At 47.4% G+C, this 14,246-nt stretch carries 15 protein-coding genes; all 15 read left to right on the top strand.

Annotation, left to right across the window (positions count from 1 at the left end; genetic code table 11):
- The first annotated feature begins 149 nt into the window (after nt 1–149).
- Complete coding sequence (gene mraZ, locus KIB08_RS00160) at nt 150–584, top strand: division/cell wall cluster transcriptional repressor MraZ (RefSeq protein WP_303988185.1); 435 nt, start codon at nt 150–152, stop codon at nt 582–584.
- A gap of 6 nt (nt 585–590) precedes the next feature.
- Entirely contained in the window at nt 591–1,520 is a 930-nt protein-coding gene (gene rsmH / locus KIB08_RS00165) for a 16S rRNA (cytosine(1402)-N(4))-methyltransferase RsmH (protein ID WP_303988187.1), read from the top strand.
- A 15-nt stretch (nt 1,521–1,535) separates the two neighbouring features.
- On the top strand, nt 1,536–1,940 hold the full coding sequence (locus tag KIB08_RS00170) for a hypothetical protein (protein ID WP_303988189.1): 405 nt from the start codon (nt 1,536–1,538) through the stop codon (nt 1,938–1,940).
- A 49-nt stretch (nt 1,941–1,989) separates the two neighbouring features.
- Complete coding sequence (locus KIB08_RS00175) at nt 1,990–3,480, top strand: UDP-N-acetylmuramoyl-L-alanyl-D-glutamate--2,6-diaminopimelate ligase (RefSeq protein WP_303988191.1); 1,491 nt, start codon at nt 1,990–1,992, stop codon at nt 3,478–3,480.
- A gap of 1 nt (nt 3,481) precedes the next feature.
- Nucleotides 3,482–4,849: a UDP-N-acetylmuramoyl-tripeptide--D-alanyl-D-alanine ligase gene (locus KIB08_RS00180; protein WP_303988193.1), complete on the top strand. Its 1,368-nt coding sequence runs from the start codon at nt 3,482–3,484 to the stop codon at nt 4,847–4,849.
- Nucleotides 4,850–4,861: 12 nt separating this feature from the next.
- Nucleotides 4,862–5,821, top strand: a complete 960-nt coding sequence (gene mraY, locus KIB08_RS00185) for a phospho-N-acetylmuramoyl-pentapeptide-transferase (protein WP_303988195.1) — start codon at nt 4,862–4,864, stop codon at nt 5,819–5,821.
- 35 nt (nt 5,822–5,856) lie between these two features.
- Nucleotides 5,857–7,212: a UDP-N-acetylmuramoyl-L-alanine--D-glutamate ligase gene (gene murD, locus KIB08_RS00190; RefSeq protein WP_303988197.1), complete on the top strand. Its 1,356-nt coding sequence runs from the start codon at nt 5,857–5,859 to the stop codon at nt 7,210–7,212.
- Nucleotides 7,212–8,315 (top strand): undecaprenyldiphospho-muramoylpentapeptide beta-N-acetylglucosaminyltransferase, encoded by a 1,104-nt coding sequence (murG, locus tag KIB08_RS00195; protein WP_303988199.1) that lies wholly within the window; start codon nt 7,212–7,214, stop codon nt 8,313–8,315. Before murD ends, murG begins: the two co-directional genes overlap by 1 nt.
- Before the next feature lie 4 nt (nt 8,316–8,319).
- Nucleotides 8,320–9,717, top strand: a complete 1,398-nt coding sequence (gene murC / locus KIB08_RS00200) for a UDP-N-acetylmuramate--L-alanine ligase (RefSeq protein ID WP_303988201.1) — start codon at nt 8,320–8,322, stop codon at nt 9,715–9,717.
- Nucleotides 9,695–10,636: a D-alanine--D-alanine ligase gene (locus KIB08_RS00205; protein ID WP_303988203.1), complete on the top strand. Its 942-nt coding sequence runs from the start codon at nt 9,695–9,697 to the stop codon at nt 10,634–10,636. Before murC ends, KIB08_RS00205 begins: the two co-directional genes overlap by 23 nt.
- Before the next feature lie 4 nt (nt 10,637–10,640).
- The gene (locus tag KIB08_RS00210; RefSeq protein WP_303988205.1) at nt 10,641–11,501 is read left to right on the top strand and encodes a cell division protein FtsQ/DivIB; all 861 of its coding nucleotides are present in this window, start codon (nt 10,641–10,643) and stop codon (nt 11,499–11,501) included.
- 7 nt (nt 11,502–11,508) lie between these two features.
- The gene (locus KIB08_RS00215; RefSeq protein WP_303988207.1) at nt 11,509–12,192 is read left to right on the top strand and encodes a DUF881 domain-containing protein; all 684 of its coding nucleotides are present in this window, start codon (nt 11,509–11,511) and stop codon (nt 12,190–12,192) included.
- Nucleotides 12,189–12,542 carry a small basic family protein gene (locus tag KIB08_RS00220; protein WP_303988209.1) on the top strand — a complete coding sequence of 118 codons (354 nt, stop codon included), beginning with the start codon at nt 12,189–12,191 and terminating at the stop codon, nt 12,540–12,542. The genes KIB08_RS00215 and KIB08_RS00220 overlap by 4 nt, the downstream gene beginning before the upstream one ends.
- A gap of 92 nt (nt 12,543–12,634) precedes the next feature.
- Nucleotides 12,635–13,639: a cell division protein FtsZ gene (ftsZ, locus tag KIB08_RS00225; protein WP_303988211.1), complete on the top strand. Its 1,005-nt coding sequence runs from the start codon at nt 12,635–12,637 to the stop codon at nt 13,637–13,639.
- A gap of 113 nt (nt 13,640–13,752) precedes the next feature.
- On the top strand, nt 13,753–14,244 hold the full coding sequence (locus KIB08_RS00230; RefSeq protein WP_303988212.1) for a YajQ family cyclic di-GMP-binding protein: 492 nt from the start codon (nt 13,753–13,755) through the stop codon (nt 14,242–14,244).
- Nucleotides 14,245–14,246: the final 2 nt, after the last annotated feature.

Here is a 14,246-nt window from a genome sequence, read left to right on the forward strand (position 1 = left end):
ATGTACAAATGTACGGTACTAAGAATAGACAAAAATATAAAAATAATAATTTTAGTGAATTTTAGAACGAGTGGAGAGGGAATTTAACATAGTGGGGAATTATGGTAAAATGTGGTTAAAAGTGGAGAAAAGGGGTGAGGTAAGTGTTCATGGGAAAGTATTCCCACTCGGTGGACGCCAAGGGCAGAATGATTATTCCCGCCGGGTTTCGCGCAGAGTTGGGCGAACGTTTTGTAATTACGCGCGGTTTGGACGCTTGCGTTACCGTTTATCCGCTCGAACGGTGGGAGCAAGTGGCGGAACGGCTACAGCAGCTTTCCAGCACGCGCAAAGAAGTGCGTATGCTGATTCGCTTTTTGATTGGTGGCAGTAGTGAAGTAGAATGCGACAAGCAGGGACGTATTTTGCTCCCAGCGCATTTACGAGACTATGCCCAAATCAAGCGGGAAGCGGTTGTAGTCGGTACCGGCAATCAGCTTGAAATTTGGAGCAAAACTCAGCTGGAGGCACAGGAAGAGGCCGCCAGAGATTCTATTAGTGATGTGGCGGCAGGAATTGATCTGCCGATTGACTTCAGTTTGTAGGTGAACATGTTTCATCACGTAACCGTCTTACTGAAAGAAACTGTCGATGGTGTCGTACAGAACCCTCATGGCATATACGTCGACATGACACTGGGCGGCGGCGGTCATTCGCATGAAATTGCCTCACGACTTGCTCCGGACGGATTCCTGATCGGCATCGATCGGGATTCGGACGCTTTGCAGGCAGCTCGCCAACGACTAGAGAAAATGCACTGCCGGATTCATTTAGTGCAGCGAAATTATATAGAAATCAACGAAGTAGTCAATGAACTGGGAATTGCCGGCGTGGATGGAATCGTTTGTGATTTAGGGGTTTCTTCTTACCAATTAGATACAGAAGAACGAGGATTTTCATATCAGCATGACGCACCCCTGGATATGCGGATGGATCAACGCCAGGAGCTAACGGCGGCAACGGTTGTCAATACGTATTCCGCAAAAGAACTTGCGCAAGTCATTCGGGAGTACGGAGAAGAGCGATTTGCCAATCGCATTGCGCAACGCATTGTGGCACGACGAGAAGATCACCCACTTACCACCACCGGAGAATTGGTAGAAGTTATCAAAGCGGCGATTCCGGCAGCCAAGCGGCGTACCGGTCCACACCCTGCGAAACGAACGTTTCAAGCCATACGGATCGAGGTCAACGGCGAGTTGAGAGGTTTGGAAACGGCCGTGCGCAATGCGGTAAAAGCATTGAACTCCGGCGGTAAAATCGGAATTATCAGTTTTCATTCTTTGGAAGACAGGATTATCAAGCATACGTTTCGAGATCTTGCAAGAGATTGTATATGCCCGCCGGAATTGCCGGTATGCCAGTGTGGGCATAAGGCGACGCTACGGAATGTCAGCAAGGCGATTCGGCCGACCGAGCAGGAGTTAGAGAATAATCCTCGGGCACGGAGTGCGATTTTGCGAGTGGCGGAAAAAGTTTAAATGAGGTGACGAAAAATGTTGGCGAAAAGTTCAGTTTGGCAGTATGAGTTAGCAGAACGGAGTATAGCTTTACCCGTTTCGCGACCCAAAGCAAAAGAAGGAGCCACGAATAATCGAATGGCGGCAAGTGCTGCTGCGGTTTTGGTATTGTTGGCCCTTTTTGTTCTTTATGGAGCTAACATTTTTATTTCGCAAAAAGAATATGAAGTTCAAGAAGTACGCACTCGTGTGGTAGAATTAGCAAAGATGAATGAGGTGCTGCGGTTGGAAGTCGGACAACTGAAATCGCCGGGACGTATCCAACAAATCGCGGAGACGGAATTGGGCATGATTATTCCCACACAAGCTGTTTACAGCAGCGCCAAAGCAAACACCGTGGTTGCACGTAGTGTTACTCCGTCGGATAAAATTCGGGATTAAGAGCAGCCGTAAGGCTGCTTTCTTATTTTATAAAATTAAGGAGTCCATGATGAAAACAGTCGCGCAGTTAGTATCGGTCCTGGAGAATGGGGTGTGTCGAGGGGACAATGGAAAACAAATTACCAACCTCAGCACTGATTCTCGCAAAATAGAAGCTGACGGACTTTTTATTTGTCTTCGCGGGGTACATGCGGACGGACATAAGTTTGTGGCCAGCGCTATGGCTAACGGTGCCGTTGCGATTATTTGCGATCATTACTTGGATGAGTTTCCGGAATTAACGCAAATTGTTGTCGCCGACACGGTAGCCGCTATGCAGACTATGGTACCTTTTTTCTACGACTACCCGGCGCGTTCATTGCGAATGATCGGCGTTACCGGAACCAATGGCAAAACGACGGTCACGCATATGATTGCGCACATTTTAGAAGACGCCGGATATTGTGTAGGGATTATCGGGACAGTAAATACGGTGATTAATGGTGTATCCGAACCGGTGCATAATACAACTCCGGACGTCGACTTGCTTCAAAACACATTGTTTCGCATGCGTGAGGCGGGTGTTACTCATGTTGTCATGGAAGTGTCTTCTCATGCATTGGCATTGGGACGTGTGGCCGGCTGTAAATATGACACCGCGGTATTTACCAACTTGACGCAGGACCATTTGGATTTTCATAAAACAATGGATAATTATGCCGCGGCGAAAGCAAAGCTTTTTGCGATGGTAGCGGAAAGTGAAGACAATGAATCGAAGGCGGCAGTGATCAATGCTGACGATTTGTATAGTAAGGTTATGCAAGATCCCGTGTTGCACTCCCGCTGTCGTTTGCTTACATATGGACAAAATAAAGACGCCGCTTTATATATCAGCGACGTCGCCATTTCCGCACAAGGAGCTAAGGGAACACTGCATTATGATGGAGTGCAATGGCCTTTTACGATCCAAAGCAGCGGCATGTTTAATGTGTACAACAGTTTGGCAGCGGTAGGTGCCGCTCTTATGGAGGGGATTGCCATGTCGCGAGTGCTTGCCAGCATGGCTAGTTTTATCGCTGTAGCGGGACGCTTTGAGCGGGTAGATGAAGGACAGAATTTCACAGTTATCGTTGATTATGCCCATACGCCGGATGGTTTGGAAAATATTTTGCGAACTGCTCGTGAGATTACCGATGGCCGAGTGCTATTGGCTTTCGGTTGCGGTGGTGATCGAGACGCAAAAAAACGTCCGATTATGGGAGCGGTTGCCGCTAAGCTGGCAGACTCTATTGTTATTACAAGCGATAATCCGCGAAGCGAAAACCCGGAAGAAATTATTCGTGAAGTTTATGCCGGTGCTCAACCAAACGCATCTGCAACAGTTACGATTGCATGTGAAACGGATCGTGCCACCGCCATTTATAATATCATTGCCCAGGCTCAGTCGGGGGATGTTGTTTTGATTGCAGGGAAAGGGCATGAAACATACCAAATTTTAAATAGTGGTACAATTCATTTTGATGATCGTGAAGTAGCGCGTGAAGCATTGCGGGGAGAATAATATGGCAGCGTTTACAGAAGCAGAAATCATTCAAGCAACAGAAGCCGTAAAACTTCAGGGCTCTGAAGATGTAGCGGTAGGTAGTATCAGTACGGATACCCGCGGTGAACTTTCCGGATGTCTATTTGTGCCGTTAAAAGGGGAGCGTTTCGATGGACACGATTACTTGCAACAAGCGGTTGAGAAAGGAGCTGTTGCGGTGCTCTGTGATCGGGAGATAGCGGCGCTGCCTAAAGAAGTGGCTGTGTATCGAGTCAAGCAAACGCGTCGCGCACTGGAAGATCTCGCCGCGTATCATCGGCGACGTTTTGCGTTACCGGTCATTGCCGTTACCGGATCCAGCGGTAAAACTACTACTAAAGAATTGATTGCAAGCGTACTTGCGCAAAAGTTTAGAGTACATAAGACTGAAAAAAATCATAATAACGAAATCGGTTTAGCGCAGACGTTACTTTCATTGCAACCGGAAGACGAAGTGTGTGTGGTCGAGATGGGGATGCGTGCACGCGGCGAAATCAAGCGTTTGGCAGAAGTTGCGGCACCGACGATTGGGGTAGTTACGAATGTCGGAGTGGCGCATCTGGAACGACTTGGGAGTCAGGACGCCATTGCCGCTGCTAAGCAAGAATTAATTGAATCCATTCCGGAAAATGGTACGGCTGTGTTAAACTGGAATGATAAACGGGTACGCAGCATGGCATCCGTTTGTCACGGTCGAGTAATTAGTTACGGAATTGAGCCGCAGGCAAATGTGCAGGCACTCGATATTCAATACGGACTTGGTAAAACTAAATTTACCTGTCGGATTTTCGATGAAGTGTTTCCTGTCACCTTACCGCTTTTAGGCGCACATAACGTGGCTAACGCGTTAGCGACGGTGGCTGTTGCACGTGTTTTGGGACTGTCGGCAAATCGTATTCAACGGGCACTTGCGGACGCTGTAGCCGGAGAACTTCGCCAGGAAATCATAGATCGAAGCGGAATCCGCTTTGTTAATGATGCGTATAATGCTAATCCGCTTTCCATGGCAGCATCTCTGACCTCCTTATCTCAATTTGGTGAGGGACGCTACGTTGCGGTGATCGGCGACATGCTGGAGTTGGGACCGGATGAAGTAGCCATGCATGAAGAACTTGCTACTGCGGTGATTGCGGCAGGAATTACGGAACTTATTACAGTCGGCCCGCTAGCACGCGCTCTGGGAGAGGCGGTAAAAAAGCAAAGTCACGTGAATGTACACAGCGTTGCAAATACAAATGAAGTAATGCCGTTGTTAAAACCGCTGTTGCAGGAAGGTGATATTGTTTTAATCAAGGGGTCACACTCCCTGCGTTTGGACACACTGGTAACTGAATGGAGTAATTCATAAAAGGATGACAGTATGAGTATTTATTCAAATTTTGTGGTATGTGTGTTGGCCGCACTGTTTATGCTGCTTTTCGGTGCCATCGGTTTGCCGATATTGCGCCGACTGAATGCGCGACAGGAAGTGCGGGAAGAAGGGCCGCAATCCCATCGCAAAAAAGCAGGCACCCCAACCATGGGTGGCATTTTAATGATCTTGGCATTTCTCACAACATTGCTTTTGGCCGGGAATTGGAGCTCGGCTTACGGTTGGTTGCTTTTTTTAGTACTGGGACATTTTGCTCTCGGTCTGAGTGATGATGCTATCAAAGCACTGCATCATCGCAACTTGGGACTGACTGCGAAACAAAAACTGGCCGGACAAATTTTTTTGGCGGCGATCTTTGCGTATGCATTGACGGATTCTCTGGGACTACCGACATCGCTTCATATACCGTTACTTGATAACAATATATCGCTCGGTAATTTTTATTATCTTTTTGCAATGATTGTTATCGTCGGAACGACGAATGCAGTGAATTTAACCGACGGCTTGGACGGCTTGGCTGCCGGTATCAGCGCACTCGTAGCGGCTGCGTTTGTTTGGTTGAGCCTCAGTGCGCGCGATTTAGAATTGGCGCAATTTCCCGCCGCGTTGGCCGGTGTTTGCTTAGGGTTTTTGGTATTTAATTACCATCCCGCAAAGGTTTTTATGGGAGACACAGGGGCATTGGCGTTGGGCGCTGCGTTTGCGGGACTGGCTTTGGTCACGCGGACAGAGCTGCTTTTGGTGATTATCGGCGGTGTATTCGTAATGGAGGCCGTATCGGTTATTTTACAGGTGGCATCATTTAAAACTACAGGCCGCCGCCTGTTTCGCATGAGTCCTTTGCATCATCACTTTGAACTGGGGGGCTGGTCGGAAGTGAGGGTGGTTCATACTTTTTGGCTGGCGGCGCTACTCTGTGTCGGCGTCGGTATTTCTTTAACAATCTAGAGTGAATGAGCGAAAAAATTGAAGCGGTGATGAGCATGAAGTATACGAACGCAAAAATCTTAGTTATCGGTGCCGGAATCAGCGGCATAGGCGCAGCGCGGGCTCTTGCCAAAGCCGGTGCGAATGTAATCCTTTCGGATGTGAAGGATTTGTCGGCAGAAAAAACGGCAGCATTAACGGCGCTGGGGATTGAATGTGTTTTTGGTGCGCAAAAGTCAAGCCTTTTGGCAGGGGTGGAACAAATTATATTGTCACCGGGGATTGCACCAACAATCCCTTTGGCAGTGGCAGCAACGGAAGCAGGCATTCCGGTCGTTTCTGAAATTGAAGTCGCGTATGAACTCTCACAAGCACCGATCTATGCGATTACCGGTACGAATGGAAAAACGACGACCACTACGTTGTTAGGCGATATGGTTGCGGCCGGCGGACTTGAAAATGTAGTCGGAGGAAACATCGGTAAAGCGCTTTCTGAGCAGGTCAGTGAACTTTCTTCAGATGGTATCGTGGTGGCTGAAGTATCGAGCTTTCAATTGGAAATGATTGATCGTTTTTGTCCTCATGTGGCGGCGATTTTGAATATTACACCGGATCACTTTGAACGTCATGGTGACATGGATTCTTACGTACAGGCGAAAGCACGTATTTTTGAAAACCAGACAACAGATGATGTGTTGATTTTAAATAGGCAGGATCCGTATTGCCGCGCTTTTGCTGAGAAGGCGCAAAGTCGTATTCTTTGGGTTTCTACAGCAGGAAAAGTAGAAAGCGGAGCCTACGTAGAGGACAATGTATTGTATTTAAATCCGGAAGGAACGCCGGAAGTATTGTTGAGTGCCGATGAACTTTTGTTGAAAGGTGAGTATAATTGGTTAAATATTCTTACCGCAGCACTCATGGCGCAGCATGCAGGCGTACCACTCTCCGTAATTCGGGGTGTCTTACGCGTATTTAAAGGCTTACCGCATCGCGTAGAAAATGTAGCTATACAGGAAGGAATCACTTATTATAACGATTCCAAAGCAACAAATACGGATGCTACAATAAAAGCATTGCAAAGTTTTAACCAACCGATTGTGTGGATTGCCGGAGGTTATGATAAAGGAACAGATTTAACGCTTTTGATGCAGTCTGCCCGGAAATGCAAGGGCATCGTTTTCTTAGGGAATAGTAAAGAGCGCTTCTCTATTGCGGCTCAAAAAGAAGGAATTACCAATATTGAACTTGCCGATGACTTAGCGCAGGCGGTCAAAAAAGCGCAGAAGTTAGCACAAAAAAATAATGCGACGGTGGTGCTTTTCTCTCCGGCCGCATCGAGCTATGATCAGTATCATAATTATCAGGAACGTGGGCGTGACTTTTGTCGCTTAGTAGCGGAGTTGGAGAATTAATGAAGCGACGAGTAATTATTTCCGGCGGCGGTACCGGCGGGCACATTTATCCCGCACTGACGATTGCGGATGCGATTCGCCAAGTAACAGATGTGGAATTCTTATATGTCGGCAGTGAAAATGGCTTAGAAACAGAACTGGTTCCCAAAGCGAATATTCCGTTTATAAGTTTGCGACTGCACGGATTTGAGCGCCGACTGACTCCTAAAAACGGAAAAACGGCCTGGGAAGCGTTACAAAGCGTAGCGAAAGCAGGGTCTATCTTGCGAGACTTTCATCCGGATATTGTGATCGGTACCGGTGGGTATGTCTGCGGTCCCATGCTATTGGCTGCGGCTTTGAGCGGTGTTCCGACACTGATTCAGGAACAGAATGTGGTGCCGGGGATAACCAATCGCTTGCTGTCCAAAGTGGTTCGTAAAATTGCGCTTGGCTATGAAGAAGCCGCGGCACAATTCCATCAACCTAAAAAAATTGTGGTGACAGGAAATCCTGTGCGTCGGGACATTTTAGCCGCGCAACGAGATGTCAGCAGAAAGCGGTTGGGACTGCCCGACGATGCATTCGTGCTTCTTGCTGCCGGTGGCAGTCGCGGTGCGCGCGTGATTAATCAAGCGATGCAGGAAGTTCTCACACGTTACCAAACCAATACAGGAATAGTAGTGATGCATGTCACCGGTGAGCAGGAGTATGAAAGATTCATGCAGGGATTCACGCTGACCGACGAAAAGAATAAACATTTGCGGGTGTATCCTTATTTACATACGATGCCCGATGCGCTGGCAGCGGCCGATTTGGTGGTGTATCGTGCCGGCGCGGTGGGATTGGCCGAACTTACGGCGCTCGGTCGGCCGTCGATCTTGGTGCCGTATCCGTATGCAGCTGCGGATCATCAACGACGTAACGCAGCGGTCTTGGCGCAAAGAGGTGCAGCGGTGGTCATCGAAAATGAAGATTTGACCGGTGCGTTGTTATATGAGACGATAGAATCGTTGCGGCAAAACCGAACACGTTTAGAGTCGATGGCGTCTGCCAGTCGTTCTTTAGGTAGACCGCAAGCGGCGGAAGACATTGCGAAATTAGCACTTTCAATGATGGGATAAAACAATGAATTTGGATCAATATAAAAAATTTCATTTTGTAGGAATTGGCGGCGTGGGAATGCGTGCGCTGACCTATATCTTGTTACAACGAGGCTATATGGTTACCGGCTCCGATCAGGAAGACGACGCGGTGTTTGCAAAATTTCGTGATCACGGAGCGGTCATTTATCTTGGCCATGATGCTTCTCATGTGGATGGGGCTGACGTAGTTGTTGTATCCACGGCTATTCGCCCGAACAATCCGGAAGTGGTGGCAGCCAAAGAAAAAGGTATCCCTGTCATGCATCGCTCGGATATTTTAGCAGCTATTTTAAATGACGGTTGCGGCATTGCCGTCGCCGGAGCCCATGGTAAAACCACAACCACATCCATGCTGGGGCAGGTCTTTGAAGAAGCCGGCGTCGATCCGACCATCGTTATCGGGGGCGAGGTAGATTACTTAAAAGGCAATTCGAAAGCGGGGAAAGGTCCGCATGTTATTGCCGAAGCCGATGAAAGCGACGGATCATTCTTAAAACTTCGACCGGCTTTTGCGGTAGTTACCAATATTGAAGATGATCATTTAGATTACTACGGGTCGATGGAAAGGTTGGAAGCAGCTTTTGTGGAATTCATTCATTCCCTGGATGAAAAACAGGGCCGAGCTATTTTGTGTATAGAAAACAAAGTTATTCGCAAACTGTTACCACAGGTTAAGTGTGCTTATGTTACCTACGGGTTTTCTCCGGAGGCAACCTACTCGGCCACTGATTTAGCATATGTCGACGGTTGTCTGCATTTTACCTTGCTCAAAGAACAGCAACGTTTAGGGAAGGTGATGCTGCAGGTTCCGGGCAAATATAATGTGCTTAACGCATTGGCAACGATTGCGACGGCGCTTGCGGCCGGTTTATCGTTGCCGGATATCATTGAGGCTTTGGGGCACTTTGCCGGCACAAAACGACGTTTTCAAACACTATATCGGAGCTCGGATTATTGGTTGGTTACCGATTATGCGCATCATCCGACAGAAATTAAAGCGACGCTTGCCGCCGCTAAAGAAATTGGCGTGAAGCGAGTGATTTGCGTATTTCAGCCACACCGTTATTCACGTACGGATTTATTACGAAACGAATTTGCGGACGCATTTCATGATGCCGATTTGACGGTTTTTACGGACATTTACGCTGCCGGTGAAGATCCGCGGGATAATGTCGATGGTACTTTATTGCCGAATATGGTAAAGGCAACGGGAGACGAAGCGAGTTACGTGCAGGATATAGCGACGATTCCGGAATACTTAGATACCATTCGTAAGCCCGGCGATCTTATTATTATGATGGGAGCGGGCAATATTAATGAATGCAGTTACCTGGTTAAACAAAGGTGGGAACAACAGGATGAAACTGTGGGACAAAACTAAAAATATTTTGGTGGTTATGGGCGGCCCATCTACGGAAGCGGAGGTTTCCCGACGTACAGGTGCTGCGATTGCACAAGCGTTGGCAGAAGGCGGGTACAAAGTAACTACGCTTGAATTTAATCCGCAAACTTTTTTAAATAATGTGCAAAAAGCGCAACCGCAAGTCGTTTTCAATGCGTTACATGGAAAGTACGGGGAAGATGGAGCCATTCAAAACGTTTTGGAAATGCTCGGCATTCCCTACACCGGATCGGGGCCTTTGGCCAGTGCTTTAACAATGGATAAAGTTATCAGTAAACGACTTTTTGTCCAGTCGGATTTGCCGACGGCACCTTTTTCCATTTACCGCCAGGAAGAAGAAATGGAAATGATTGTAGCGGATATTTTGGAACGTTTTGCTTTGCCGGTCGTGATTAAAGCCGCTAATCAAGGTTCAACGATCGGGGTCAGCGTGATTCACGAGGCAAGCGAAGTTGCGTGTGCGGTGCAAGAGGCGTTTAAGTATGATCCGTGGATTGTCGTAGAAGAATATTTGTTTGGCGATGAGTTTACCGCTTCTGTTCTCAACGGAGAAGCGTTACCGGTCATTCAAATCGTACCGCATTCAGGGGTATATGATTATGCATCGAAGTATACGGCGGGGGCGACGGATTATTTAGTACCGGCGCCGATTGACGATCGGCTGAAAGACCAATTACAAGAACTGGCACGACAGACGTATCGGCTGATGAACTGTGAAGGTGTCGCGCGTGTCGATTTTATGACAGATGACAAAGGAAATCCGTTTATTTTGGAAGTGAACACTGTACCCGGTATGACGGTCACCAGCCTAGTGCCGAAGGCGGCTAACGCTGTAGGGATGGACTTTTTGGAGCTTTGCGAAGCCATTTTAAGCACCGCCGGGTGCAAAAAACTGTAATCCGATGGTACAGCATATTGATTTTGAAACATTTCGTCGCCGGCAACGCGGTGAGGAAACACCTGTTGTTCCGCCACAACGAAATGATGTAGGAGAACCGACGGAATTGCCGCGCAGACGTCGGCGCAAAAGACTAAAGTCGCAACTGCGGAAAGAAAAGCCTTTTTATAAAAAACGCGGAACATATGCTTGGGCGGCCGGTCTCATTGTCGGCTTTTTGTTGCTGTTGGCGCTGGCACCGATTTCGTTTGGCAGTGTTGAAGTAGAGGGGTTGCAAGCTCTTTCACGTGATGAGGTTTTTCGTGTCGCGAGAATCGGACGTCCTATCAACGTCGTACAACTCGCGACGGCCGACATTTCCCGTCGGTTGAATGGTGATTTGCGAATCGCCGCAGCTAAAGTGGATCGGGAGTTTCCCGCAACCATTCGGATTCAGATTGAAGAGCGACGTCCGATTGCCGTCGTTGCGACGGAATTTGGTTTTGCAGTTTTTGATAAAACCGGTTTAGTTATTGCCGAAGGACCAACTATTACACAGACGGATGTTCCTTTTATTACGGGCAAAAAACTAGGTAATGTCTTGTTAGGTGATACGGTTACCGACGATGCTTTACGAAAAGCATTAGGGTATTTATCGTATCTTTCGCGTAAAGGCGGCGAACAAATTTCGGAAATTAATATCGGCGACGCGGCACAATTAATTGCGTATACGCGTGATGACATACCGATTCATTTGGGCGCAGTAGAAAATGCAGCTGAGCAGGCACCTTTATCCGAAAATATGTTGAAAGATATTCGATTGCGAAACTTGGCAGTCGATTACGTGGACGCCAATGTAGGCGCGCCCTATATCAAATTGAAATGAGGCGGCAATGAAATCAAAAACGGCTGCGTTGCTTGCGGTCAGCATTATTTTAGGGATGATGCTGTCATTGCAGTATAAAAGCAACAAAGAAATGCAGGCGACGACAATGAATATGCGTGCGGAAGACTTGTATCAGCAACTGATGCAGGTCGAACAGGAAAAGAAGGATTTGGCGAAGGAATTGCAAGCATTGCAGGCGGAAAACTTGACATCGGACGCTACGCAGGAAAGAAATGAATTAAAATTCAGAGCCGGTCTGACTGCGGTGGAAGGATCGGGTGTAGTGGTCACGATTGAAGACAGCAAGCAGCCGCTTAAAATGGGTGAAAACCAAAATCTTTATGTCGTGCATGATGAAGATATTTTGAAAGTTATCAACGAATTACGCGCAGCCGGCGCCGAAGCCATTGCGGTAAATGAGCAACGTTTGATCGGCACGAGTGAAATTCGTTGTGCCGGTCCCACAGTTATTGTGAATGGTAAAATGTTCAGCACACCGTTCCAAGTCAAGGCCATTGGAGATCCGAAATTATTGCGATCCGCACTTGAATTTCGAGGAGGAGTGGTCGATACTTTGAAGTATTGGGGAATCAATGTGTCCATTGAGACCCGCAGTAATCTGCAAATCAATCCGTATACAGGACCGAGTAAGCAAGAATATGCAAAAGCAATACCGGGGGTGCCAAAATGATTGTAGCTTTAATGTTGTGCGGCCTGTTCCTCGGAATTGTGATGGGAATGTGGTTTCCCTGGGCGATCTCCATTTCCTATGCTCCATTCCTTTCGGTAGCGATTATGGCTTGCTTGGACAGCGTGTTCGGCGGCTTGCGTTCACATATGGAAGGGAAATACGATCACACGATTTTTTTCAGCGGTTTTTTCGTTAACGCATTAGTGGCAATGCTATTTGTTTTTATCGGTAGTCGATTGGGCATTGACATTTATTACGTGGCGCTGTTGAGTTTCGGCTTGCGTATTTTTGATAACACGGCGGCCATTCGGAGAATTTGGCTGGATGAAAGAAAAACCGGCGTCAGATAAGTAGCGTTTTCCGCTTAAATAGTGTAAAATAATTCATAATAAGTGAAACACAAAGAATAATAAACATACGGCAAACAGAAGGAGGAAGTCAGATGGGTGACTTGGCGAATATTAAAGTGATCGGTGTAGGCGGCGCTGGTAACAACGCAGTAAATCGAATGATCGAGGCCAATGTGCAAGGTGTTGATTTTCTTGCGGCCAACACTGAAGTCCAAATTTTGGATACGTCAAAAGCAGAAAAGAAATTACAATTAGGCGAGAAGCTGACCAAAGGTCTTGGCGCCGGCGCGAAACCTGAAATCGGCGAAGCGGCGGCGGAAGAAAGCAAAGAAGAAATCATGAAAGCGCTGCAAGGTGCCGACATGGTTTTCGTAACGGCCGGTATGGGCGGCGGTACGGGCACAGGCGGTGCACCGATCGTAGCAGAATGCGCGAAAGAAATGGGAGCATTAACCGTTGCCGTAGTTACTAAACCGTTTATATTTGAAGGTACCGTACGTATGCGCAATGCCAATTCCGGTATTGAATATTTGAAAGAAAAAGTAGATACCATCATCATTGTGCCGAATGAACGTCTGTTGCAAGCCGTAGATAAAAAAGTCAGCATCCAGGATGCATTCCGTATGGCGGACGATGTGTTGCGCCAAGGCGTACAAGGGATCTCCGACCTGATCACTGTACCGGGCGTTATTAATCTTGACTTTGCCGATGTTAAAACGATTATGACCGATCAAGGCGAAGCCTTAATGGGCATCGGCACTGCCAGTGGTGAAAACCGTGCGGTAGATGCGGCAAAAGCGGCCATTTCGAGCCCGCTTTTGGAACGCACTATTGATGGTGCCAAAGGTATTATTATCAGTGTTACGGGCAGCGATGATTTGGGTTTGCTCGAAATCAACGAAGCGGCACAAATCATTTCGGACGCGGCCGACCCGGATGCGAATATTATTTGGGGTACGTCCATTAATTCGGAGATGGGTGACGAAGTACGGATTACCGTCATTGCAACCGGCTTTGAAGATGTAAAGAAAAAACAGGATTACGCAGCGAATGCGCGCGGCGGTATTGCCGTTCCGGACTTCTTACAAAAACATTAATCACTTAAAAAGACCTCACATTTGTGAGGCCTTTTTTTATGCATTTACTCCCAGCGGAAAAGCCTTTCGTATATGCTACAATAAATGTATCTATGGTCTGAAGGAGGAACGAAATGGCAAAAGAATATTCGTTTGATGTTGTCTCAACCGTTGATTTGCAAGAAGTGACAAATGCAGTGCAACAAGCACGCAAAGAAATTACCACGCGTTACGATTTTCGTAACAGTAAAAGCGAACTTACATTTGCCGATGACACCATTACTTTGGTAAGTGATGATGAGTATAAATTGGGCGCTGTACAGGAGGTGTTACGCGGTAAGCTTGTGAAGCGTGGCGTAAGTATGAAAAATCTTGATGAAGGGAAAATTGTTCCGGCATCAGGTGGCACAGTTCGTCAGGAGTGGAAATTAAAACAAGGACTGGATCAAGATAACGCGAAGAAAGTTACCAAGCTGATCAAGGATAGGAAGCTTAAAGTGAATACTCAAATTATGGCGGATCAGGTTCGCGTTACGGGAAAAGATAAGGACGCTTTACAAGAGGCAATTGCCGCATTGAAGACAACAGATTTTCCTGTCGACTTACAGTTTGTCAATTATCGTTGAGC

Origin of the sequence: Negativicoccus succinicivorans (assembly GCF_018372215.1) — a bacterium.
Taxonomy (GTDB): Bacteria; Bacillota; Negativicutes; order Veillonellales; family Negativicoccaceae; genus Negativicoccus.

Coding starts and splice junctions, on each gene's coding strand:
- mraZ (WP_303988185.1), top strand. CDS start 150: ATGGGAAAGTATTCCCACTCGGTGGACGCCAAGGGCAGAATGATTATT.
- rsmH (WP_303988187.1), top strand. CDS start 591: ATGTTTCATCACGTAACCGTCTTACTGAAAGAAACTGTCGATGGTGTC.
- KIB08_RS00170 (WP_303988189.1), top strand. CDS start 1,536: ATGTTGGCGAAAAGTTCAGTTTGGCAGTATGAGTTAGCAGAACGGAGT.
- KIB08_RS00175 (WP_303988191.1), top strand. CDS start 1,990: ATGAAAACAGTCGCGCAGTTAGTATCGGTCCTGGAGAATGGGGTGTGT.
- KIB08_RS00180 (WP_303988193.1), top strand. CDS start 3,482: ATGGCAGCGTTTACAGAAGCAGAAATCATTCAAGCAACAGAAGCCGTA.
- mraY (WP_303988195.1), top strand. CDS start 4,862: ATGAGTATTTATTCAAATTTTGTGGTATGTGTGTTGGCCGCACTGTTT.
- murD (WP_303988197.1), top strand. CDS start 5,857: ATGAAGTATACGAACGCAAAAATCTTAGTTATCGGTGCCGGAATCAGC.
- murG (WP_303988199.1), top strand. CDS start 7,212: ATGAAGCGACGAGTAATTATTTCCGGCGGCGGTACCGGCGGGCACATT.
- murC (WP_303988201.1), top strand. CDS start 8,320: ATGAATTTGGATCAATATAAAAAATTTCATTTTGTAGGAATTGGCGGC.
- KIB08_RS00205 (WP_303988203.1), top strand. CDS start 9,695: ATGAAACTGTGGGACAAAACTAAAAATATTTTGGTGGTTATGGGCGGC.
- KIB08_RS00210 (WP_303988205.1), top strand. CDS start 10,641: ATGGTACAGCATATTGATTTTGAAACATTTCGTCGCCGGCAACGCGGT.
- KIB08_RS00215 (WP_303988207.1), top strand. CDS start 11,509: ATGAAATCAAAAACGGCTGCGTTGCTTGCGGTCAGCATTATTTTAGGG.
- KIB08_RS00220 (WP_303988209.1), top strand. CDS start 12,189: ATGATTGTAGCTTTAATGTTGTGCGGCCTGTTCCTCGGAATTGTGATG.
- ftsZ (WP_303988211.1), top strand. CDS start 12,635: ATGGGTGACTTGGCGAATATTAAAGTGATCGGTGTAGGCGGCGCTGGT.
- KIB08_RS00230 (WP_303988212.1), top strand. CDS start 13,753: ATGGCAAAAGAATATTCGTTTGATGTTGTCTCAACCGTTGATTTGCAA.